The organism is Nocardiopsis sp. L17-MgMaSL7, assembly GCF_003182025.1.
In the GTDB taxonomy this organism is placed as follows: Bacteria; Actinomycetota; Actinomycetes; order Streptosporangiales; family Streptosporangiaceae; genus Nocardiopsis; species Nocardiopsis prasina.
Genome location: NZ_QGTF01000001.1, coordinates 360,319 through 382,837 on the forward strand (window position 1 = coordinate 360,319; position 22,519 = coordinate 382,837).

At 69.4% G+C, this 22,519-nt stretch carries 20 protein-coding genes, 1 tRNA gene and 1 pseudogene; 7 read left to right on the forward strand and 15 right to left on the reverse strand.

The annotated features are described in order from the left end of the window. Nucleotides 1-160 precede the first annotated feature (160 nt). The 4 genes from BDW27_RS01525 (at nt 161) to BDW27_RS01540 (ending at nt 3,403) form a co-directional block, all read left to right on the forward strand. The gene (locus tag BDW27_RS01525; RefSeq protein WP_110047910.1) at nt 161-760 is read left to right on the forward strand and encodes a hypothetical protein; all 600 of its coding nucleotides are present in this window, start codon (nt 161-163) and stop codon (nt 758-760) included. Nucleotides 761-859: 99 nt separating this feature from the next. After that, nucleotides 860-2,539: a DUF2510 domain-containing protein gene (locus BDW27_RS27195; RefSeq protein ID WP_110047911.1), complete on the forward strand. Its 1,680-nt coding sequence runs from the start codon at nt 860-862 to the stop codon at nt 2,537-2,539. A gap of 70 nt (nt 2,540-2,609) precedes the next feature. Beyond that, entirely contained in the window at nt 2,610-3,260 is a 651-nt protein-coding gene (gene orn, locus BDW27_RS01535) for an oligoribonuclease (RefSeq protein ID WP_026129118.1), read from the forward strand. 67 nt (nt 3,261-3,327) lie between these two features. Next, nucleotides 3,328-3,403: transfer RNA gene (locus BDW27_RS01540), tRNA-His, on the forward strand. 254 nt (nt 3,404-3,657) lie between these two features. Here BDW27_RS01540 and BDW27_RS01545 read toward each other — a convergent pair. Both BDW27_RS01545 and BDW27_RS01550 read right to left on the reverse strand, forming a co-directional pair. Continuing rightward, entirely contained in the window at nt 3,658-4,293 is a 636-nt protein-coding gene (locus tag BDW27_RS01545) for a response regulator transcription factor (RefSeq protein ID WP_110047912.1), read from the reverse strand. After that, a complete protein-coding gene (locus tag BDW27_RS01550) occupies nt 4,290-5,474 on the reverse strand; it encodes a sensor histidine kinase (RefSeq protein ID WP_110047913.1) in 1,185 nt (394 codons plus the stop codon). The genes BDW27_RS01545 and BDW27_RS01550 overlap by 4 nt, the downstream gene beginning before the upstream one ends. A gap of 135 nt (nt 5,475-5,609) precedes the next feature. Between BDW27_RS01550 and BDW27_RS01555 the strand changes: the two genes are divergently transcribed. The 3 genes from BDW27_RS01555 (at nt 5,610) to BDW27_RS01565 (ending at nt 9,038) form a co-directional block, all read left to right on the forward strand. Next, nucleotides 5,610-6,410 carry an ABC transporter ATP-binding protein gene (locus BDW27_RS01555; protein ID WP_110047914.1) on the forward strand — a complete coding sequence of 267 codons (801 nt, stop codon included), beginning with the start codon at nt 5,610-5,612 and terminating at the stop codon, nt 6,408-6,410. Further along, nucleotides 6,407-8,530 carry an FtsX-like permease family protein gene (locus BDW27_RS01560; RefSeq protein ID WP_110047915.1) on the forward strand — a complete coding sequence of 708 codons (2,124 nt, stop codon included), beginning with the start codon at nt 6,407-6,409 and terminating at the stop codon, nt 8,528-8,530. The genes BDW27_RS01555 and BDW27_RS01560 overlap by 4 nt, the downstream gene beginning before the upstream one ends. A gap of 85 nt (nt 8,531-8,615) precedes the next feature. Continuing rightward, nucleotides 8,616-9,038: a hypothetical protein gene (locus tag BDW27_RS01565; RefSeq protein ID WP_110047916.1), complete on the forward strand. Its 423-nt coding sequence runs from the start codon at nt 8,616-8,618 to the stop codon at nt 9,036-9,038. Between the two features lie 152 nt (nt 9,039-9,190). Here the strand turns inward: BDW27_RS01565 and BDW27_RS01570 are convergent. The 13 genes and pseudogenes from BDW27_RS01570 to BDW27_RS01630 form a co-directional block, all read right to left on the reverse strand. Beyond that, nucleotides 9,191-10,350 (reverse strand): annotated as a pseudogene (locus tag BDW27_RS01570) (pyridoxal phosphate-dependent aminotransferase). 4 nt (nt 10,351-10,354) lie between these two features. Next, nucleotides 10,355-11,206 (reverse strand): S-methyl-5'-thioadenosine phosphorylase, encoded by an 852-nt coding sequence (locus BDW27_RS01575; RefSeq protein ID WP_110047917.1) that lies wholly within the window; start codon nt 11,204-11,206, stop codon nt 10,355-10,357. Beyond that, the gene (mtnC, locus tag BDW27_RS01580) at nt 11,203-11,979 is read right to left on the reverse strand and encodes an acireductone synthase (RefSeq protein WP_110047918.1); all 777 of its coding nucleotides are present in this window, start codon (nt 11,977-11,979) and stop codon (nt 11,203-11,205) included. Before mtnC ends, BDW27_RS01575 begins: the two co-directional genes overlap by 4 nt. Further along, nucleotides 11,976-12,551 (reverse strand): acireductone dioxygenase, encoded by a 576-nt coding sequence (locus BDW27_RS01585; RefSeq protein ID WP_110047919.1) that lies wholly within the window; start codon nt 12,549-12,551, stop codon nt 11,976-11,978. The genes mtnC and BDW27_RS01585 overlap by 4 nt, the downstream gene beginning before the upstream one ends. A 14-nt stretch (nt 12,552-12,565) precedes the next feature. Further along, nucleotides 12,566-13,213 carry a methylthioribulose 1-phosphate dehydratase gene (gene mtnB / locus BDW27_RS01590; protein WP_110047920.1) on the reverse strand — a complete coding sequence of 216 codons (648 nt, stop codon included), beginning with the start codon at nt 13,211-13,213 and terminating at the stop codon, nt 12,566-12,568. Next, on the reverse strand, nt 13,210-14,757 hold the full coding sequence (mtnA, locus tag BDW27_RS27650) for an S-methyl-5-thioribose-1-phosphate isomerase (RefSeq protein WP_110047921.1): 1,548 nt from the start codon (nt 14,755-14,757) through the stop codon (nt 13,210-13,212). The genes mtnB and mtnA overlap by 4 nt, the downstream gene beginning before the upstream one ends. A gap of 56 nt (nt 14,758-14,813) precedes the next feature. After that, nucleotides 14,814-16,400, reverse strand: coding sequence for an MFS transporter (locus BDW27_RS01600; protein WP_110047922.1), 1,587 nt, complete (start codon nt 16,398-16,400; stop codon nt 14,814-14,816). 22 nt (nt 16,401-16,422) lie between these two features. Next, nucleotides 16,423-17,301 carry an alpha/beta fold hydrolase gene (locus tag BDW27_RS01605; RefSeq protein ID WP_110047923.1) on the reverse strand — a complete coding sequence of 293 codons (879 nt, stop codon included), beginning with the start codon at nt 17,299-17,301 and terminating at the stop codon, nt 16,423-16,425. Continuing rightward, nucleotides 17,298-18,794 carry an amidohydrolase gene (locus tag BDW27_RS01610; RefSeq protein WP_158543559.1) on the reverse strand — a complete coding sequence of 499 codons (1,497 nt, stop codon included), beginning with the start codon at nt 18,792-18,794 and terminating at the stop codon, nt 17,298-17,300. The genes BDW27_RS01605 and BDW27_RS01610 overlap by 4 nt, the downstream gene beginning before the upstream one ends. A 203-nt stretch (nt 18,795-18,997) precedes the next feature. Beyond that, nucleotides 18,998-19,573: an NADPH-dependent FMN reductase gene (locus BDW27_RS01615; RefSeq protein WP_110048084.1), complete on the reverse strand. Its 576-nt coding sequence runs from the start codon at nt 19,571-19,573 to the stop codon at nt 18,998-19,000. A 5-nt stretch (nt 19,574-19,578) separates the two neighbouring features. Next, a complete protein-coding gene (locus BDW27_RS01620; protein WP_110047924.1) occupies nt 19,579-20,070 on the reverse strand; it encodes a type II toxin-antitoxin system RatA family toxin in 492 nt (163 codons plus the stop codon). A 36-nt stretch (nt 20,071-20,106) separates the two neighbouring features. Next, complete coding sequence (locus BDW27_RS01625) at nt 20,107-21,363, reverse strand: aspartate aminotransferase family protein (RefSeq protein WP_199560512.1); 1,257 nt, start codon at nt 21,361-21,363, stop codon at nt 20,107-20,109. Nucleotides 21,364-21,373: 10 nt separating this feature from the next. Further along, nucleotides 21,374-22,501 carry an acyl-CoA dehydrogenase family protein gene (locus BDW27_RS01630; RefSeq protein WP_110047926.1) on the reverse strand — a complete coding sequence of 376 codons (1,128 nt, stop codon included), beginning with the start codon at nt 22,499-22,501 and terminating at the stop codon, nt 21,374-21,376. Nucleotides 22,502-22,519: the final 18 nt, after the last annotated feature.

Consider the following 22,519-nt stretch of genomic DNA (forward strand, 5'->3'; position numbering starts at 1 on the left):
GTCCGGAACGGAAGGTGACATGAACCTGTCCACCAACGGCGGGCTATGGACTTCTCACTCCCGGTGGCGTACCACGGGAAGGGCCCGGATTCGGGGACCCGCCGATCCTGCGCCCGAATCGACGGGTCGAGGACCCACCGCGGTCGGATTGGGGAGTGCCATGGCGAAGGCGTGGATGGCCGGTGCCGAGAGGATCGACGGCGCGGCGGCACGGACGGCCGCGGGGATCGGTGCTCCCCGTGCCGTCTGGACGGTGACCGGAACGGACCCCGACGTGTGGTCGGCGCGCGAGGAGGCGCTCCGACTCGTCCGCGAGGACAGGGCTGCCCACCTGGTGTGGAACCCGCGTGACGGAGGGGTGGCCCAGGCCCTGGCCGCCACCCGGCGGAGCCCGCTCCCCCTGGGCCGGACCGCGCGCTTCGACCGGTTCCTGGACCACGGCGACGAGGGGCGGGTCTGCATCGTGGTCGCCGTGGTGTCCCTGGAACGGGAGCCGTTCACCGACGGACCGCTGCTCGGCCTGGAGCCGATCCTGGAGTGGCTGGAGTCGTGGGGTGTGCCCAGGACCTGGCCCGCCGGTCCTCCCGGCCTGTGGAGCAGCCCCGAGGATCGGACCCGGGTGTGGTCGAGGGGAGGGCACTTCGGCCACGACCAGGTCCCGGGCTCGCTGTCCACCGCGCCGGGCCGGGTGAACCCCGAGCACGTGCTGACCCCGGGCGCCCACCCCACCCTCGAATCGCAACCCTCCGTGACCACATAGGCACACAAACGGAGCCCCGAAAACACCAAAACCCCACCACTCCGGAGAATCGGATACCACTGGTTAAGTACAGCTCCAAAACCCCTTAGTCTGTCGCCCATGGGTGGATCTATCGAGCCGGGTTGGTACGCCGACCCGCAGGGCGACGCGCAGACGCTCAGATGGTGGAACGGTGACGAGTGGACGCGGCATACCCGTTCACTCAGCGAACTCCAGGGCGCCGCCGACGGCTCCGACGAGGAAGCCACCACCAACCTGGGCCAGGACGGGGGTTCGTCCCTGTCCGACGACGACGAGGGAACGGTCCGGCTGGGGACGAGCGCCCCTACGCCGATCGACGACGATCCGAGCACCATGCGGATCGATCCCTCCTGGGCCCAGCAGCACACCCCCGAACCCGCGCCCCAGCCCCCGGCCGACGAGGACCCCAGCACCGTACGGATCACCCCCTCCTGGCAACAGGGGGCCTCCCCCCAGCAGCAGCCGTCGCCGCCCTCCCCCACCCCGGTCGGCGACGAGCCCAGCACCATGCGCATCGACCCCTCCTGGGCGCGCCAGTCCCCCGCAGCGCCCTCGATCGACGACGAGGCGACCGCCGACATGGGCGGCGCCACCATGCGGGTGAACCCCTCCGACCTGCCCGGTTCCGAGGACGAGCTGCCCACCGCGGACCTCACCAACGACGAGATCCCCACGGCCGACCTCACGGGCAACAGTGACACGCCCCGCACAGCGGTCTTCGACCCCGGCTCCGGCGGAGACGCCCCCCGCACCGCCGTGTTCACACCCGGCGGTGACGGCTCCCCCGGCGGGACCGCCGTCTTCGACCCGAACGACCCGATGTTCTCCGGCGCCGCCGGGGACGACGACCCCAAGGGCGGCAAGTTCAAGGGGTTCCTCGGCAACCTCAAGGAGGGATGGGCCGACCTCTCCGAGGAGCGCAAGGAGCAGCGCCGCAGCGCCGAGGAGGAGGCCGCCAAGAAGCGCGAGGAGGAGCGGGTCCTGCGCGAGGCCGAGGCCGAGAAACAGGCCGAGGAGGAGCGCAAGCGAGCCGAGGAGGCCGCCAGGAACGCGCCCGCCGCTCCCCCCGCCGACCCCCGGTCCGCCGCTGTCCCGCCGGTCGGCTGGACCCCGCAGAACCCGGGCCAGCCGCAGCCCCCGTCGGGCCCCCAGCCCGGCTTCGGCGCCCAGCCTCCCTCCGGCCCGCAACCCGGCGCCTTCGCCGGTCAACGGCCGCCGACCGGCCCCCAACAGCCGGGGCCGAACCAGCCGCCGTCCGGTGCCCAGCAGGGGTTCCCCCCGTCCGGGCCGCAGCAGGGCTACCCGGCGTCCGGCCCGCAGCAGGGTTTCCCCCCGCCCCAGCAGCAGTTCGGTCCGCCCGGCGGGTACCCGCCGCAGAACCGGCCCCCCATGCCTGCGCAGGGCCCGCCGCCCCAGCAGTTCGGTCCGCCGCCCGGCGGTCCGCGCGGCCCCATGGCAGGCCCTCCCGGCCCTGGCGGCCCGCCTCACGGTGGCGCCCCGTGGGGCCAGCCCCCCGGTGGGCCGCGCGGTGGCAACCCCTACGGCGGCCCGCCCAACGCGTACGGCCCGCCGCCTCCGCCGCCCAAGCCCCCCAGGAAGAAGGGCGGCTGCGGCTGCGGCTGCTTCTTCTTCATCCTCATCACCCTGATCGTGCTGTTCATGCTCTACCTCCAGTTCTGGGGCGTGTGGGACTGGATGTACGACATCTTCGATGTGGGTCTGCCCCAGGGCGGATCCGACCCGTTCGTCTGGGACTGACGTCCGATGGGGGCGGTGGGCCACTGGTCCACCGCCCCCATGGGCGTCCACAACCCCTAAGCTGACCGGTATGAATGACAGTTTGGTGTGGATCGACTGCGAGATGACCGGCCTCGACTTCGAGAACGACGCGCTGATCGAGGTGGCCTGTCTGATCACCGACGGTGAGCTGAACATCCTCGACGAGGGTGTGGACGTCGTGATCAAGCCCCCGCAGGAGGCCCTGGACCGGATGGGCGACTTCGTCCGGAACATGCACACCACGTCGGGGCTCCTCGACGAGCTGGACAAGGGTGTGACGCTCCAGGAGGCGGAGGACCGCGTGCTGGAGCACATCCGCCAGTACGTCACCGAGCCCCGCAAGGCTCCCCTGTGCGGCAACTCGATCGCCACCGACCGCACGTTCATCGCCCGGGACATGCGCCGGATCGACGACTTCCTGCACTACCGGATGGTGGACGTCTCCTCCATCAAGGAGCTTCTGCGCCGCTGGTACCCCCGCGTGTACTACGCGAGCCCGGAGAAGAACGGCGGCCACCGCGCCCTCGCCGACATCACCGAGAGCATCCGCGAGCTGCGGTACTTCCGCGCGGCGGCCTTCGTCCCGGAGCCCGGCCCGAACTCGGCCACGGCCCGCGCCATCGCCGCCGAGGTCGTCGCCGACGGCACCGGCCTGAAGGCACGTGACGCGGCTCTCCGGGACCCCAAGCCCGAAAACTGATCGAAGCACTCCCCGGAGTCCGCTAAGCTTTCATACGTACGCAGGGCCGAGAGGCCAGGCGCACGTGGTGGGTGTAGCTCAGCCGGTAGAGCACTTGGTTGTGGTCCAAGAAGTCGCGGGTTCAAGTCCCGTCACTCACCCCAGAGGCTCAAGCCCCTGACCAGCGAAGAAATTCGCAGGGTCAGGGGCTTTTGCGTTGCCGGGGGTGCACCAGAGGGTGCACGGGGCCGGAAACCCGAGCCGGTGAGTGTGCACCACCCATCCCGTCACTCACCGATGTGGCGAGGGTGCACAGGTGGACCTGGGCGCCCACCTTCATCGAGACCGCCCAGCTCTGCGCCCGGCAGGTGGACTACCAGGGCTCGACGCGGTCCTGGCGCACCCCCTGCCAACGTGTTCAACTGACCAGTCGCGCGCGCCACGCCCATGCGGCGATCTCGACCCGATTGCGGGCTCCGAGCTTGGCGGTGATGTTCCGTGCATGGGTCTTGACCGTCGAGAGGGAGACGAAGAAGTCGGCTGCGATCTCCTCGTTGGTGCGGCCCCGCGCGATCGCGACTGCGATTTCGAGTTCGCGGGCGGAGAGGTCGTGCTCGATCTCTGTCTCCGACTTTCCGTCTGTGAGCTCTCCGAGCAGACGCACGGTAACCGACGGCGAGATCAGGGCGTCGCCGTCAGCGGCGGCGCGAACTGCCTCCACCAACAGTCGCGGGCCCGCGTCCTTCAGAAGGAATCCTGAGGCACCCGCTTGGAGAGCGTCGCGCAGATACGCATCAGTGTCGAAGGTCGTGACGACCACGACGCGCGGCGCGTCCGGCATCGACGTGATCACGCGGGTGGCATCCAGCCCGTTCATCCCCGGCATCCGGATATCCATCAGCACCACATCGGGACGCAGCCGTTCCACCGCGGATATCGCTTGTTCACCGGAATCGGCGAGCCCGAGGACGGAGATGTCGCTTTCGGCTTCGAGCACCATCCGAAACCCGGCGCGCACCATTTCGTGGTCCTCGGCCAAGACGACGCCGATCATGTGACCGCCTCCAGCGGTAGGGAGACCCAGACGCTCCAGCTGTCCGACTCGTCGGGCCCCGCACGCATCTTTCCGCCGAGGGTGTCGACCCGCTCAGCCATCCCGATGAGCCCGAACCCACTCGAGCCCGAATTGATCGAACGCGCACGGACTCCGTCGTTTCCGATCTGGATCACGAGTTCGGAGTCGATCGCCCGCACCGATACTCGAGTGAACCCCTCCGGCGCGTGCCGTCTCACGTTCGTCAGCGCTTCTCGGACGACACGGTAGGCGGACTCACCGATGCCCGGGGGTACCGGTGAGTCCGTGGCCTCCAGGCGTAGCGTCGTGCGCTGTCGTCCCGGGTCGAACCGGTCGACCAGGTCAGGAATGTCGGCGAGTCCGTAGGCCACGGTGAGCGGGGCTCCTGGATCGGCCTCGTCGCGGATTGCGCCAACCATACGACGCATCCCGGCGAGCGCTTCGGTTCCGGCTGATTCGATCGCCGAGAACCCCTCGGCGACGCTCTCGGGGTCGGTGCGGGCGACCGTGAGTGCTGCCTGGGCTTGAACGACGATCCCGGTGATCTGATGCGCGACAACGTCGTGCAGTTCGCGAGCCAACTCCATCCGCTCCGCGCGCCGCGCAGCCTCCAGCGCTGACTCCCGCCTCATGGTCAGGTACCTGCCTGCGATGCCGACGGCGATCACACAGCCCCAGGCGAGCAGAGCGAGCAGAACGACCGTGGCGTCGAAACTGAGACGCGAAACGGCGGCGACGGTCACGACCAGCGCTACCGCGCCGACGATGACCGCTCCCCGCGGAGAGGACTCGCGCAACCCGAGGACCGTGATCACCATGAGCGCCGCGGACTCCGTCAACGCCAGCAGTGGGGTTCCGGCTGCCGCGGATATCGCTGAAGCCAGAAGCGACACCACAAAAGCGGATGTCACAGTCACACGCGGCGGCAGGCTCATGCGCGCGAGCGCCAGAACAGCGACCACGATCGCGACGAGCGCCGTCGACAAACCCGCGGCGACGACCTCGCCGCCGGACTCACCGACGAGGAGGCGGGCGCCGAGTTCGAAGTCAACCACCAGCAGCACTACCAGCACGATGAACTCGGCCGCCCTCGCCAGCGCCGCAGTTCGAACAGAGTCCGACCTCTGCGACCGGATCTCGTCTTCAATTCGCCTCGTCACTCAAGCATTTTACGAACCGGGCTGAACGCGGTCCACGCCTTGCCTGGCTGATCGTCCGAAGGAACGAGCCGGAGGCGACAAAGATCGTTCGCGCGGTCGAAGCGCGCAGAGGCGAGCCGCCATCAGGCTGGTCTCATGACTCCTGTGACCGGCGACTCCAACTACGCTCCTTCCACGACCACGGACCCCACGCGACGACTGGCCGCACGTGCGATCGACGTCGTGCGAGAGTACGGCGCCGGCGACAACCGGGTTCGCGCGCTGGACGGTCTGAGCATCGACCTGTTCGCCAGTCGGTTCACCGCCATCATGGGAGCTTCCGGATCGGGTAAGTCGACGTTCCTGCACTGCCTGGCCGGCCTCGATCAGGCGACATCGGGCACGATCCTGCTCGGTGAGACTGATCTCGGGCGCCTCGGCGAAACGTCGCTGACCGCGACGCGGCGGGACAGAATCGGGTTCGTGTTCCAGGACGGGAACCTCCTACCGCACCTGACCGCGGGCGAGAACATCGACCTCAGCGCGTCCCTCGCCGGACGGCGACCAGACCGCGCGTGGCGCTCGGAGCTCGTCGAGCGACTCGGAATCTCCGACCGGCTCCGGCACCTTCCGGCCGAGCTCTCCGGAGGTCAGCGACAACGAGTCGCCGTCGCCCGTGCTCTGCTTGGACGTCCTGATCTCATCGCCGCGGACGAACCCACCGGCGCACTCGACAGCGCTTCGGGGAACTCTCTCCTGGAGCTTCTGCGTTCGTGCGTCGAGGACTACGGCCAGACCGTGGTGATGGTGACCCACGATCCGGTCGCGGCAGCGGTCACCGACGAGGTGATTCTGCTCAGAGACGGGCGGGCGGCCGGCACCCTGAGAGCGCCGACCCACGACACCGTGCTCGAACACGTCGGCGCTCTCGCGGTACGCCCGGGAGTGACCGCGTGAACATCTCTCGGACCGCAGCGCTCAGCGTCAGACGCCGCCCGGGACAGGCGATACTGATCGGCGTCGCGATCGTCGTCGCCACGGCGTTCGCCGCCGCAGCGCTCCTTATCTCCCTCAACGCGCGGGAAGCCCTCGTGGCCTTCGGGATGAGCACACCAGAGGCCGCGGATGCCGTTGTCGTCCCCGGAGGCGATCTCGATCCGGATGCGGTGATCGGCATCGCTGAAGGTGTTCGGGCGCTCCCCGGCTCGGACGAAGTCGTCGTCGAGTATCTCGGCGATGTCGAAGTAGGGGTCGGCGGTACGACCTCCACATGGAAGTTCACCAGCGATCCCGGGGCAGGCCCGCTCAGCGTGATCGCCGACCTGACCAGCGGGGATCCGCTGAAAAAAGGCGAGGTCGTGCTCGGAACGAACACGGCCGAACGGGTTGGGGCCTCAGTCGGAGACACGCTCGTCGCCGAAGGGCGCGAACTCGACGTTGCCGCGATCGCACCCGTCCACGAGTTCGGACAGGACGTGGCGTTCATCAGTGAAGAAGACGCTGTGGCTCTCGGCGATGTGATGATGCCCGTGAAGATCCTCGTCACCGGCGACCTGGACCTGAACGCCCTGAGCGCAGAAGCCGACACAAGCACCGTCGAGAGTGGCGAGGCAATGCGAGCCGGTGAGGCGCGCACAGTGACCGACACCAGCGTCGGCGTGTTCGGCGCCCTCTCGGTATTCGTCGGTCTCGCCGCACTCTGTGCGGTCGTGATCGTCAGCTCGACCTTCCGCATCCTACTCGCGCGTCGAGCGGCCGAACTCGCCCTTCTCCGATGCGTGGGTGCCGCACCGTCGCAGGTGAAACGATTGGTGCTGCTCGAAGCAGCCTGCATCGGGCTGGTTGGCGGCGTCCTGGGAGTCGCGATCGGGCTGGCGGTCTCCCTGACGCTGGTCACCGCGGCCAGATCCGCAGGGCTTGTCGCGGCCCCGTTCGTCTCCGCTCCCGCCGGGCTCCTCGCGTGCGTCGCCCTGGCCGTGATCTGCACCATCGTCGCGGCACTCCCCGCGGCACGGGCTGCCGGCAGAACCTCACCGGTCACGGCGCTCGGTCAAGCCCGCTCGTCGGAAGCGCGACCCGCCCGTCTCAGAGCTCGCCTGATCGTCGCGAGTGCGCTCGCCCTGACCGCCGTCGCCACCGGAGCCGCCGGTGTACTCGCCTCGCGCACCCAAGAGGCCCTCGGCCTCGGACTCGTAGCCCTCAGCGGCACGCTGGTCTTCCTCGCGCTCGTCGTGCTCGGCCCCTTGCTCATCAGGGGCTCCGCGTTCATGCTGCGACCGCTGACCTCCCGCTCGGTGCCGCTTCGACTCGCGGCGTCCAACGCCCTTCGAGCCTCGCGCCGCACGGCTTCGATGACCACAGTGTTGACACTGGGAGTAGGACTCACAGCGGCACTGGTCGTCGGGGTGGCGGGCGCGACCGAGGACGCCCGAGAAGGGGTCGAGCGCAACTTCCCCTCCGAAGCGATCATCCCCGTCTCGTTCGTGGCCGACCCGACCCAGGTCGTTGCCCATCTGTCGACGCACCCGGCCGTGGAAGCACGCGTCGAAGGGCCGGACATCCTCATCGATCCAGCATCCGGAGCGGATCTCGCGACCCTGCGCTCGGCGGTGCACGACAGCACCGATCAGGGAACGCCCGTCTTCTGGGCGGCGGATGTGCGGGAGGGGATCGAACAGATGATCCTCATCGGACAGGCCATCGGCGCGACGATGATCGGTGTGACCGTGCTCGTCGCGATCATCGGGCTGATGGTGACCCTGGCACTGTCGGTCGCCGAGCGTCGGCAGGAGATCGCTCTTCTGCGCGCACTCGGAGTGAGTCGATCCGGGGTCCGCCGTTCGGTAGCCGCCGAGGCATCACTGGCCGCCGTGGTGGGCGCGACCATCGGCGTGACGCTCGGAAGCGGATACGGCCTACTCGCCCTACACGCTCTGGGCCTAGCCGGCGGTCAACCACCGCTCGGTGCGCTGGCCGTACTCGTCGTCGCCGTCATCGCCGCCGCGGTACTGGCTGCCACCATGCCCATGCGTAACGCGGGCCGCGTCCAGCCCGCCATCGGCTTGGCAGCGCGATGAGCCCCGGAGCAGCATCCCTCCCTCAACGCGCCGTTTCGTCCATTCAGTCGATTCACTGCCGCTAGTGAGAAAGTGAAACAGGAACATGACACCCAGAAACCAAAACCTCCTCCGCGGCGCCGCGGGCGTGGCCGCGGCGATGGCACTCACCGGTTGCACGTTCGTTCAGGACACGTTCCAGGTGGGAGAGCGCGAGTTCACCTATCCGACCTCAGCCGAGGCGGAGGAATCAAACGAGTCGTTCCGCTTTCAGGGGTTCCTGCCCGACGACGCGACGGATGTGCGGCTGATCGCCCAACTCGATGGTCACGCATCCGTGATGCGGTGGACCAGCCCAACCGTCTTCGCCTCCGAACACTGCACCGAAACAGCGGTTACCTCAGAGCCCGAGCTCGAGGCCGACTGGCTGCCCGAGTCGCTGCCGACCGACGGCTTCGCCTGCAGCGGCTGGACGGTCGTGCGCAGCGAAGACACTCAAATCGCCTGGACAAACTCAGAGGACGGCTGAACAGGCGAACCATCCGAATCGGGGCCAGGTGCCGACGTTTCAACAGCACGATCACCGGCGCCCTGGCGAAAGCAAGAGCAGGCGCGGCACGCACACCGGAACGCTCCGAGGGCCCGACGCGGACCTCGCGCCCCACAGCCCCGATCAGGGACTCACAGACGCGAGAGTCGCTTGACCGCCTCCCCCAGCACGGCCCTCTCCTTGCAGAAGGCGAACCGCACTTGGCTCCGACCCGCCTCCTTGTCGTCGTGGAAGACCGCGTTGGGGATGCCGACCACTCCGCACCGGTGCGGCAGGGCACGACAGAACTCCACCCCGTCGGACTCGCCCAAGGGGGTGATGTCCACGGTGACGAAGTACGTGCCCTGGGGGCGCTGGACCCTGAACCCCGCCCTGGCCAGCCCCTCGGAGAGGATGTCGCGTTTGGCTTCGAGGTTCTCCCTCACACCGTGGAAGTAGGAGTCGGGCAGCCGTAAACCGTCGGCGACCGCGAACTGGAAGGGGCCCGAGCTCGCGAAGGTGAGGTACTGCTTGGCCAAACGAACCGAGGTGACCAGACGGGCCGGACCCGTCACCCAGCCCACCTTCCAGCCGGTGAAGGAGAACGTCTTCCCAGCTGAGGAGACCGACACGGTCCGCTCGCGCATTCCGGGGAACGCGGCCAGCGGGACGTGCTGCGCACCGTCGTAGACCAGGTGCTCGTAAACCTCGTCGGTGACGGCCAGCAGGTCGTGCTCCACCGCCAACCGCGCTATCGCGGACAGTTCCTCGGACGTCAGGACCGTTCCGGTGGGGTTGTGCGGCGAGTTCAGCAGGATCATCCGCGTCCTGGGGGTCACCGCGTCCCGAAGGGCGTCCAGATCGAGGCGGAAGCCGGGGGCACGCAGGGTGACAGTCACGCGGACCGCGCCGGCCATGGAGACACACGCGGCGTAGGAGTCGTAGTAGGGCTCCAGGACGAGCACCTCATCCCCTGGCTCCAGGAGTGCCAGGAGAGCGGCCGCGATGCCCTCGGTCGCCCCGTCGTGATGAGTACTTCGCTCTCGGGGTCGAACTCCAGTCCGTAGAAACGGCTCTGGTGCTCGGCTACGGCCGCGCGCAGGTCGGAGAACCCGTTGCCCGGCGGGTACTGGTTCCCCCGCCCTTCCAGAACGGCCCGCGCGGCGGTCCTGGCCATCTCCTCGGGTCCCTGGGTGTCGGGGAAGCCCTGGCCGAGATTGATCGCGCCTGTTCGCGCCGCCAGGCCCGACATCTCCGCGAAGACCGACGTGCCGAACCCCCGTAGGCGTCTGGCCGGTGACGACCGGACCATCGGCTCAGCCCTCCCGCTCCGCTGGTGCGGACGGGAGGTCGAGCGGCGGGTTCATCCCGTCCAGGGCCCGTGCGCAGGCGCATCCGCGTTCGTCTTCCTTGGCCAGCAGCTCCGCCGTGGTGGCGACCAGCGATCGTAGTCGGACCAGATTGGCCTGGAAGACCTCGAAGACGGACACCTGGTCGACCGCCTGCTCCCGGTCCACTCCGGCGTCGAGGTCGGTGACCAGGGCCACGGAGGTGTAGCACACCGCCAGTTCACGCGCCAGGGACGCTTCCGGTATCGCGGTCATGTTGACCAGCGACCCGCCCATGCTCGCGTGGAACCGTGACTCCGCGCGCGTCGCGAACCGGGGCCCCTGGATGACGACCATGGTGCCCCCCTGCGTAGTCGGTGTGTCCAGCTTCTGGGACGCCTGGTTCACCGCCTCCGCTCCAGCAGTGCAGTACGGGTCGGCGAAGGAGACGTGCACCGCGCCCTGGTCGTAGAACGTGTCCGGGCGTCCGCTCGTACGATCGATGAGCTGGTCGGGGACCACGATGGAACCAGGACCCAGGGAGGGGTCGAGCGAGCCCACGGCGCAGGGCGCCACGATCCTGCGCACCCCCAGGGAGTAGAGGGCCCACAGGTTGGCGCGGTAGTTGATCCGGTGCGCGGGCCAGCGGTGGTTCTCTCCGTGCCGGGGCAGGAACGCGACCGGGTTCCCGGCGACCTCCCCGATGGTGATGGGGCCGGACGTCTCGCCGTAGGGCGTGGCGGGACGTATCTGCGTGACCGGTGCGCTCGAGTCCTCGAAGAGGTGGTAGAAGCCGCTGCCGCCGATGACGGCGATGTGGGGACGGGAGGGTGCGTTCATCGTGGGTCCTTCGCGGGCAGAGGGACGGTCCGGGCGTTCGGGTCTGGGGTGAGGGCGGTGAAGTCGTCGACCCAGGGGTGTTCCGGAGCCTGGGAGGTGACGGCTTCGCCAGGCCGCCGGACCCCGCAGGTCCGCCATCCGGCCTCGGCCGCGGCGTCGAGTTCGGCTGGGGTGTCGGAGCAGAAGAGGATTCGGGCGCTTTGCCCCGGACCGTCGAGCCCCACGGACCGGGCGATGGTGCGGTAGGAGCCAGGCTCCCTCTTGGGGCCCGCTGTGGTGAGGTCGAAGTGACCGTCCAGGTAGGGGGTGAGATCACCGTGCGGGCTGGTGTGTCCGAACCAGTCACGCTGAGCCTGGACGGAGCCCGACGAGTACACGAAGCAGCGCAACCCTGCCTTCCTCCACGCCCTCAGGCTCGGCGGCACGTCCTCGTAGACCACACCGTGCAGGTCCGCGCGTTGGAAGCCCTCACGCCAGATCAGGCCCTGGAGGGTCTTCAACGGCCGTTCCTTGACGTCCTGCTTGATCCAGGTTCGGAGCACCCTCAGAACCTCCTCGTTCCCGCTGTCGGGGCGCAGACCCGCCCGCTCCCGGGTCTCCTCCAGGCAGCGGGCGGTCTCGGGTTCGAAGGCATGGCGGTCCATCCACTCCTCCAGCCGGGCGGAGGCGTATCCGAACAGGGTCTGGTGGACCGCAGCAGCGGGACTCGTGGTGCCCTCGATGTCCAGGACCAACGTGTCGACGGCGGCACCGAGGTCGGTCGCGGGGCTCATCCGGTCCTCACCAGATCATCCAAGGTGGGGAAGGAATCAGAGATGCGGTCGCCCGTGAAGTCTCCGACCCATCCGTCCTTCTCCTCGAAGAAGCGGACAGCGACGAAGTCGGGGCGCGTACCCATGTCGAACCAGTGGCGTGTCCCGGCGGGCACGGAGACCAGGTCCCCTTCCGTGCACACCAGTGCGTACACCCGGTCGCCGAGATGCAGGTAGAAGCAGCCGCTGCCGGACGCGAAGAAGCGCACCTCGTTCTCGCTGTGCCGGTGCTCCTGGAGGAACTTGGACCGGGCCTCGGCCGCTTTCTCCGGCCACGCGGGATCGTCGTCAGGACGGAGCCGGGCGACGTCCACCAAGCGGAAGCTGCGTTCGGCGCTGATGCGCTCGACCCGGTCACGGAAGCAGTCCATGATCCGCTCGGTGTCGGAGTCCGGGTCATAGCCGTCCGGTACGTCCCATCGTCCGAACTCGACCCCCTGTTCGGAGAGCTCCCGGGCGATGCGGTCGGGGTCGGAGGTGCGGACCAGAATCTTCGACGCGTCGTGCTCGGGCATGATCTGCAGAAGGGTCATGTGATTCACCTTTCTCAGGGGACGAGGGGTGTTCGGTCGGTACCACGTTCGAGCAGCAGCAGCCCACACATCGCCTCCAGGCATTCGGCCCTGGCGAGAGCGGACGACAGGTCGGCGCCCCACGAGGTCAATCCGTGGTCGGCGATGAGGAGTACGGGCGGCGGGACATCGTCTTCGTCCAGCCACTTCTCGACGTCCGCCCCGATTCGTCCCACGTCGTCATGGTTGGCGAAGACCGGGACCAGGGCACGCGGGTGGAAACCCCGTCCCAGGCCTTTCAGCAGTTCGTACCGGGTGATTTCCAGGTCCGACCTGCTCGCCTCCGGCCGCAGCGCGCTGGAGACGGTGGTCGCGTACGGGGGGTGCACGTGCACGACGGCGCCGCAGTCGGTGCCCCGGTAGAGCGCCGTGTGGATGAGGGTCTCGGCGGAGGGCCGGGGCTGGCCCGGGCTGCTGGGGCGAGCGTCAGCCACCCGGACACGGACGGTGTCGGCAGGCGTCATGCGGCCCTTGTCCCTGCCGCTGGCGGTGATGACCGCTTCCTCGGTGTCGTGTACCGACCGCACGGAGATGTTGCCCGAGGTACCGGGCATCCAGCCCCTGGTGTAGAGGAGGTGGCACATCCGGGCCAGCTCCTCACTCTGCTCGTCCGCGTCGTTCATGCCTCCACCTCGCACAGCGTGATGTAGGGGTAGGAGGCCAGGCGCTCACGTGCGCCGAGCCCGATCAGGCTGAGTACGGTGGCGACCCCGACGACACTGCCGCCAGCCCGGGTGACGAGTTCGGCGGCGGCTTCGAGCGTGCCGCCGGTGGCTGCGACGTCGTCCACGACCAGAACCCGGGCGCCGCTCGGCACCGCGCCCTTCATGAGGTGGAGGGTGTCCGCGCCGTACTCCAGGCTGTAGGAGGCATCGTAGGTGGGGCCGGGGAGCTTGCCCGGTTTGCGAACCAGGACCAGGGGCGCGTCCAGGTGCCTGGCAAGCGCGGCGCCGTAGGGGAAGCCGCGCGCTTCCACAGCGACGACGGCGTCGACCGGACCCCCGACCCTGCACGACAAGGCCTCGGTGAGGTCCCCGAGGAGAGCGGGGTCGGCGAGGACACCACCGAGGTCGCGGAAGTTCACGCCGGCCCTCGGGAAGTCCGGGTGAAGCGTCGTGGCGTCGAGGACGCGTCGAGCGAGGGCGTCCTCGGATCCGGTGCCCTGCGCGCGGGACACCGTTCCAGCCGAGGGGAAGACCCCGCGTTCCGTGACCAGAGCGGTGACCAGGGCCGCCGGTGTCACGTCGAAAGCCGGGTTGTAGGCGGGAGTGCCCCTTGGCGTGACCGCGACGCCCGCGGGTTCGGTCACTTCGAGATCGGAGCGCTGCTCCACGACGATCTCGTCACCGCTCGCCACGGAGGGGTCGCGGGTGGACTCGGGGGCGACGACCAGGAAGGGGATGCCGTGTCGGCGGGCGGCCACGGCGAGCGAGTAGGTGCCGATCTTGTTGGCGACGTCGCCGTTGGCCGCCACCCGGTCGGCGCCGACCAGCACGCAGTCGACCTCGCCGGAGGCCATCGCCCACGCCGCGGCCGAGTCCACGCACACCCGGTGGGGGATGTCTTCTTCCGACAGCTCCCAAGCGGTCAGTCGGGCGCCTTGGAGCAGGGGCCGGGTCTCGTCCACGAGCACGGTGTCGATCTTTCCCCGTCCCGCCAAGTCCTTGATCGCACCGATCGCCGTACCGTGGGCAGCCGTGGCCAGGCGCCCGGTGTTGCAATGGGTGAGCACACGCAGGGGACCGTTACCGCACAGACGCAGCGCTTCGGCCGCGGCCCAGGCCGCCATGGTGTAGTTGGTCCGCTCGTCCTCGCCGAGCATGGCCTCGGCCTCGGCGAGCGCGGCGGCGCGGCCACCGTCGAGGAAACGGTTCCGTGCCCGTCGCACTCCGACGGAGAGGTTGACAGCCGTGGGTCGGGCCTCTTCGAGCAGTTCGGTGTCGGCTAGCACGGCCTCACGGGCCCGGCCCTCCTGCGCGGCCAAGGCCACGCCGAAGGCCCCGGCGATGCCGAGCGCTGGAGCACCCCGGATCGCCAACGTCTGGATGGCGGTGATGAGCTCGCCCACGTCGGTGAGGCGGAGCCACACCAACGTGTGGGGCAAGGCACGCTGGTCCACGGCGACGACGGCGCCATCATCCCAGTAAAGCGAGTAGCGGTCCTTCACGGTGGTCTGGGCCTTCCTGTAGAGAGGTGTCCCGGCGAGCGGGGTGGTGGGGGTCCTTACGTCGGTGAGGCCCTGTCGGTGCCGGGGCCGCCGCCAGCGGCGGACGAGGTGGGTTCCTGCCCACGACCGGGTTTCGAGCGAGACGGCAGGACCAGGGCGAGCAGCACGCCGAGTGCCACCGCACCCACCGCGACGAGCAGTGAGTCGGCCATGGCCTCGCGAAACGCGGTTCGGGCCAGGTCCGACAGCTCCTGTCCCGCCTGCTGGTCGAGACCCTGGGCTGCTTCGAGGGCTCCGGAGATCTGCTCACGGGCCATGGCGACGGCACCGTCCGTCAGGTCCTGTGTCCCGGCCCAGTCCTGGAGGGCGTCCTCCGCCCTGGTCCGGTAGCCCAGCGCCGTGAGGGAGCCCAGCACGGCCACTCCGAGGGCGACCCCGATCTGGCGGACGGCCTGGTTGACCGCGCTGCCCACACCGGTCTCGGTACTGCGCAGCTCCCCCACGGCCAGTCCTGTGGCCAGCGGGAGAACCAGCCCCGTTCCAAAGCCCATGAGCACAGTGGCCGCCAGCACCGCTCCGTAACCCGTGCTGTTGCCCGTGGCCAGCGACAGCACGGTGAGTCCGCACCCCAGGGCGACCATGCCGATGACGATGGTGGCCCGGTCGCCGAGCCTGGGCGACAGACGCGCCGCCACCGGGCTGGCCGCCATCAGCGCGATCGCCACGGGAAGGAGCCGAACCCCGGCCTCGACAGCGCTGTACCCCTCCACGAACTGCAGGTACAGGGTCAGCGGGAAGAGGCAGCCGAAGACCGCGAAGAACGCCAGGGCCAGAATCGCGGTGGGCGCGGCGAACCTGCGTCTGCCGAAGAGTCGGACGTCCAGCATGGGGTGCTCGACCCTGCGCTCCCAGACCACGAACAGGACGAGCGCCACCGCCGTGAGGGCGAACCCGCACACGACGACGGTGTCCGACCAGCCCCGTTCAGGGGCCTCCACGATCGCGAACACCAGAGCGGTGAAAGCGAGGATCGACAACACGGCGCCCAGCCAGTCCACCCCCGGGCGGTCGCCGTCCGCCCGCTGCGGTACGACGGCCGGGGCCAGTACCATGACAACCACCGCGACGGGGATGTTGATCAGGAAGATCGACTGCCAGGGGAACCACTCCAGGAGCGCGCCTCCCACGGCCGGTCCCAGGGCCACGCCGAGCCCCGAGGCGGCCGACCACACGGTGATGGCCCTGAACCGGCTCGCCTGGTCCGGGTAGGCCTCCACCAACATGCTCAGGGTGGTGGGCAGGACGAAGGCCGCCCCGGCGCCCATGACTGCGCGCGCGACGATGAGCGTCTCGGGGGTGGAGACGGCCGCGGCGAGGGCGGAGCCGCCCCCGAACACCGCCATGCCGATCATGAGCGCGCGTCGGTGCCCGAACCGGTCTCCGCACGCCCCTCCGAGCAGCAGCAGACAGGCGAAGAGCAGAAGGTAGGCGTCCACGATCCACTGGAGTTCCACGGTGGTGGCGCTCACCGGCGGCCGGGACAGGGTCGGCAGCGCGACGTTGAGAATCGTGTTGTCCATCCCGAGGACGACAACGGCAAGGCAGGACAGCGGAAGCGTCCAGCGGCGGCCAGACAAGCCCATTCCTTCTCCCTTCGGTCGCGAATCAGTCGTTCGGGATGCGATCCGCCACGAACGAGCGCACTTCTCGGGCCAGGGACTCCGGCTGATCGAGCGGGACCAGCGCGTAGCTGTCGGAGATCGGGCGCACGACCGCGTCGGGCATGCGCTCGGCCAGGCGGTGGGCGTGCTCGATCGGGAAGATACGGCTGGTGTCGGCCCAGGCAAGGAGTGCGGGCCGGTCGAAGCGGCGAAGTTCCACGGCGGTGCGCCGCGTGTACTTGGTGGAAATCCCCCGCAGGAACTTGCCCAGGTCGCGACGGATGCCACTCCGGCTCCGCGATGGTTCCAGGAAGGACCGCCACACGGCGGCGGGTACCGGCTGTTTGGTGAGCCAACCGAAGGCGAGGGGCAACGCGCGCACCGGGGGCAGGCGCAGTGCCTGGGTCATGACCCAGACGCCACCGGGAATCCGCGCCAGCAGCTGGGTGTAGCGCAGTGCCCAGGGCAGGAAGTTGTCGAAGGCGTCGCACGAGGTGAGGACGAGGCCGTTGAGCCGTTCGGGGGCCTGCACCGCCACCAACTGCGAGATGACGCCGCCGGAGTCGTTGCCCACCAGGACGCAGCCCTGCGGGGCCACCTGTGCCAGCGTCTCCGCGACCACGGCCGCGATGGAGCCGGGGGACAGATCGGCGCCGGGCGCTGCGGGTTCGCTGTGGGAGCCGAGCGGCAGGTCGAGCGTCACACAACGGTGGGAGTCCGCCAGCCGCGGCACGACTTCGTTCCACAGGTCGGCGTTGGCGATGACACCGTGCACGAAGACCAGCACGGGCCCCTGCCCGCGTTCGTAGTAGTGGATGCGCCCGATGGGGGTGTCGACGGTGTGCCGGGTCCCCAGGCGGGTCCTCAGGTTCACTTGGCTCATGGGTGGTGCAGCACTCTCTCGCTCGGTCCACGGAAGGGGTACACGGTGCGGCCTGTTCCGTGAGGCCAGGCACGCGCCCCACCAACATAGGTTTCGCGGACCCGAGCCGATGGTGATACGGGATGTCCGTCGCAGAGCACGAGGTCGGCCGGCGCCCCGGGTTCCAGCCCGACCGCTCCCTCTCCCAGTTGGCGAGCTCCGGCAGGTCCGGCCGCCCACAGTGCCTCGGCGGATGTCAGGCGCTGGTCGGCGCCCAGTTCTCGACCGTCCGTGGTGCGTCGGGTGACGGCCGAGCGGAGGTTGTGGAGGGGATCGAGCGGCCCACAGGGGTAGTCGGAACTGAGTGCCAGGGGCACCCCGGCGTCCGTGAGGTCGCGCAGTGGAAGCACCCGTAGGTCGGGCTCGACCCCGCGCTCACGGATCGTTTGCCCGTAACCGGCGAGGAAACCCGGCTGGGTGTTGACCGCGAGACCCGAGCTGGCCAGGCGCTCGACCTCGCGTGGGCCCAGCGCGAGAGCGTGTTCGAGGATTGCGGGCCGCCCCCGCAGAACGCGGGTCGCTTGGTTCACGGCCCGGTTGCCCATGGCGTGCACGCGCAGGAGGCGTTCGTCCCCGAGCCCGTCGGCGACCTCGCGCACGCGGTCATCGGTGGTTCTGAGGTCGCCCGAGTGCGTGTGCGCGCCCGCCAGGCGCGGGCGGATCGCCGCCAGGGCGTTCCAGGGCGCGGCCGAGCCCGAACGCAGACTCGCCAAGGCGGTGCCGCGTAGGGAGCGCAGTGCCGCGGCTGCGGGCAGGCACACCGCGCACCGGTGCCCACCGTCCAGGAACAGCTTGACCCCGGTGGCGCCGGCCCCGTCGACGGCCGCGACGGTCTGAGGGCCGACGGGGTCGAACAATCCGCTCGGCTCGGCCAGAGACCAGCTCACCCGGAGCGGCACCCTCTCGGCCAGCCGCGTCAGGGCGGCTGCCTGTGCCACGGTCACCCCGGGTTCGTGCACCCGGGTCACTCCGGCTTGGAGCAGGCGCGCGCTCACACCGTCCAGGGCCTCCTCGACCTGGAGAACCCGGTCCCGCAGCGCGCGACCCCACGCCCGGCTGAACGCGGCCTCGTACAAGAGGCCGCCCCCGACACCGCGCGGCAGATCGTGTCGCGGCACCCCGGACAGCACGAGGGAGGACAGGGCTGTGGTCGAGGCCGCACCGCGGTGTAACGAGGGGTCGGCCAGAAGCACGGGGCGGCCCCGGCCCGCCTCGTCCAGCAGATCGGCCAGGGCACGCGGTGCTCTCCCCGGGGCGTCCAGGTCGAGGTGGTGCACGATCAGCCAGCCTCGGTCGGGGGCGTGGCGGACGTGGTCGGCGACCGCACGCACCACCTGAGCCCACGTGCGCAGGCCGGAGCCGTCCAAGGCACCGACCAGCAGAGCGGCGCTGGTGAGGTGGATGTGGCCGTCCACGAACCCGGGCAGCAGGTACCGGCCTTGACAGTCGACCACGTGATCGGCCTCCGGGGGGTTTCCGTGTCCCGTTCGCACGACCCGGCCCTCTCGGACGCTCACCCAGAAGTCGGCCGACGCGCCGCTTCGGTCGCCCGCCGAGCGGGCTCGGACGAAGAGCGTGGTGCTCTCGCTCTCCCTCCGGCCCGTACGCTCAGAGGGCCCTGTGCCCTTCACTCTCGCTGTGTTCCCTGGCGGCGGTCTCACGCTCCGACGCCCCTGCTCATGAGAGCGAAGTCGACGACCTGCCGACCGACGAGCCGGAGTTTGTCGTGCGCCGCCGCGTCCCAGACGCCCTTGCTCATCTCCTGAGTACTGTTCAAGGCGGCCCCCATGGGCACCGGCCAGGCACGCAGCGCGTGGGCTATGTCCCGTAGGGTCCGCAGCGTGTTCGCCGCGCCCTGAACACCCGCGCCGACACTGACGCAGCCGACCGCTTTGCCGTCCAGGTAGGGGGGGTCGTGTGAGCCCAGCTCCTCCACACAGTCCAGGGCGTTCTTGAGCAACCCGCTGATCGATCCGTGGTAGGCCGGTGAGGCGAGCACGATGGCGTCCGCGCCGGTCATGGCCTTGAGCAGCCGGGTGACGTTGTCCGAGCCCACCATGCTGGGACTGTAGGGCGGCAGCTCCAGGTCGGAGCCGACGAGGAGCTCGGTCTGGGCCCCGTGTTCGGCCGCTCCGTTCAGGGCGACGCGCAGGGCTGCCTCGGTCGATCCGCCGTAGAGGCTGCCGCACACGCCCACCACCTGGACGGGCTCGTACGGACGCGCGGTTCCCACGATCGTCACCGTGCGCCCGACAGCAGGTGCGCGAGCTCCTGTGACGGCTGGTGTTCGAAGACGACCTCATTCTCGAAGAGGCCCATGAGGATGGTCTCCATGGTCTCCGTGAGAACCCGGACCGCGACGGGGTCGATGATGGTGGACAGACTCGGGACGCCGAAGTCGAACTCCGCGATGAAGGAGAGCCGGGTGTTCGCGTCCGACACCGCCATCCGCCACTCTCCGGTGAAGACGTCGAAGTCACCCGCGACCTGTTCGAAGGAGATCGTGAGGGCCGAACGGTCCAGGACGTCACCCTCGGTCCACGACAGGACGCCGTTGCGGAAATAGACCTCCCAGTCGCTGACGGCGCGTTGGCCGTCGGAGTCCTGGCGGACAGTGACGGCACGCACGGTGTCGACCAGATCGGGATAGCGACCGAAGTCGCTGACCACGTCGAAGACCTCTTCGGGAGACCGGTCCTTGATCACTGCCTCAATGCTGACCTTTTGCATGGGGACGTCCTTTCGGCCTGTGTCTGGGGATGGTGGCTAGGCGGGGAAACGTTGTCCGACCACGGCGAGCGCCCGGTCGAAGGCCTCCAGGAGCCAGTCGGTCTGCGGGACAGTCAGCGTTGCCGCGGGTGTGAGGCGCAGCACCTGTGAATTGTTCAGGGAGTGGTTGACCAGGACCCGTTCCTCAAGGAGTTCGAGCATCACCTCGCCGGCCAGACCCGCGTCCCGCATCTCCAGGCCGATCAGCAGACCTTGGCCTCGTACCTCGGTGACCAGGTGCCCGCAGTGGCGCCGCGCGCTCTGCGCGATGGCCGGGCGGATGAGCTCGCCCAGCTGGGCGGCGCGACCCACGGCGTCCTCTTCCTGGAGGGCCTCGATCGCCGCGCGGGCCGCGGCCATGGCGATGGGGGCACCGGAGAAGGTGGAGGTGTGGATGAACGGGTCCTTGTCGAAGGGTTTGTACGCCTCGGGGGTGGCCAGGACCGCGGAGACGGGCACGACGCCCCCGGACAGGCCCTTACCGACGAGCAGGGCGTCACAGTGCACCGGGCCCTCGGACTGCGACGCCCACCAGTGGCCGAGGCGACCCAGACCGGTCAGCACCTCGTCCACGACAAGGAAGCAGTCGTGGGCGCGGCACAGGCGCGCGACCTCTTGGAGATAACCCGCAGGGGGAACGATGACACCTCCCTCCCCCTGGACCGGCTCCACGAGGAAGCAGGAGGGAGGAGCGCCCTCAAGCGCCCGTTCCAGGGCCTGCGCGTCTCCGAAGGGGACTTCGGTGACGTCGGGCAGCAGGGGTTCGAAAGGCTCCTGGTACAGGTGCCGGGCCGTAACGCTCAGCGCACCCATGGTCTTGCCGTGGTAGCCGTTGACCGTGGTGACCAGGCGCCGCTTCCCCTGGGCGCGGGCCAGTTTGATCGCGCACTCGGTGGCTTCGGCCCCCGAACCGGTGAAGTGCACCTTGGTGAGCCCGTCGGGGGCCACTCGTACGAGCGCCTCAGCGGCCAGCGGCGCCGCGGTGTCAGGGAGGATGCGCGAGGATACCGGGTGGGTGCGCACCTGGTGGACCACGGCGTCGACGACCCGCGGATGGGTCGAACCGAGGAGCAGGACGCCGTACCCCGCGCAGTTGAGGAACTCGCGGCCCTCATGCGTGGTGACGACGGCCCCGTGCGAAGCGGCTTCCAGATGCCCACCGAACATCTCGCCCAGCGAGGCGCGTCCGCTGCTGAGATGACGCCGGGACAGGGAGACGGTTTCAGCGGGGGCAGGCAGTTCCGAGATGGCCACAGTCTCTCCCCTAGTCGATCCGGAGCGCGGAGCCGTCGAAGTAGTCATGGAAGGACGTCAGTGCCGAGCGCCTGGACGGCGGGTGAAACTGACCGGCGTGGGTGGCCGAGACCAGGTAGCTGACATCCCGCGAGGACACGAACCCCATGCCTCCCAGCGCTTCCACACAGGAGTCCGCGACCCTTCGGGAGGTGTCGTGGGCCGCGTACCTGGCGGTGAGCGCGCGGGCCAGGACGCCGTTGTCGGCGGCCCCACTGTCCAGCTCCGAGGCCACACTCGCCAGGGCGAGGTCGGCGGCCTCCAGTTCGAGCAGGGCGGTGGCGCAGCGGTCCCGGTCCCTGCCGCTGTCCCAGAGCCGTTCGACGAGCGCGCCGGCCATGCCGAGGTAACCGCCCGCGATCAGGAGCGAGAACCAGATCATCCCGGTGGTCTGGAGGTTGTCGAGGTTGGAGCCGGGATCCAGTTCGGGTCGGACCACGAGATCGTCTCCGACGATGACGTTGTCCAGGATCAGTTCGTCGCTTTCCGCGCCGGTGAGCACCTGACTGTTCCAGAAGGGCCGCACGCTGATACCCGGGGTCTCCGCGGGGATCAGGGCGACACCGAACTGCGGTTCCCCGCCGTCTGCGTCCTCCAGTGCGACGCTCGCCGTGATCAGGTTCATGGACCGCGAGAGCGAGCAGGGCTTCTTGCGCCCGTCGATCACCCAGTGGTCGTTTTCGCGGCGAGCCCTCATGGTCGGCGCGAGCACCCCCTGACCGCTGCGTCCCTCCGCGAAGGCACTGCATACCAAGAGTCGGTCGGACGCGACGGCGTCGAGCAGCATCCACTCGAAACCGTTGCTGTGCGTCGCCAGGGCCACCAGGCTGGCCACGGAGAAGTTGTGCATCGTGGCGGCGACGGCGAGCGAGGGTGAACGGCCCGCCAGGGCGCGGATCGCCCGGATGGCTGTGTGCGCGTCGGCGGCCAGGCCGCCGTTCTCCTTCGGGATGAGCAGACCGCAGCCGCCGAACCGGCGGTACAGGGACAGGCCGTCGTTCTCGGTGGATTCGAGGTCGGACAGGGATCGCTTGGTCAACTCGGCGTCAAGACCGGGGAGCAGGGCTTCCAACGCCGCGCGGTCGCGGTGGACGATCATGCAGGCTCCAGGCGTGGT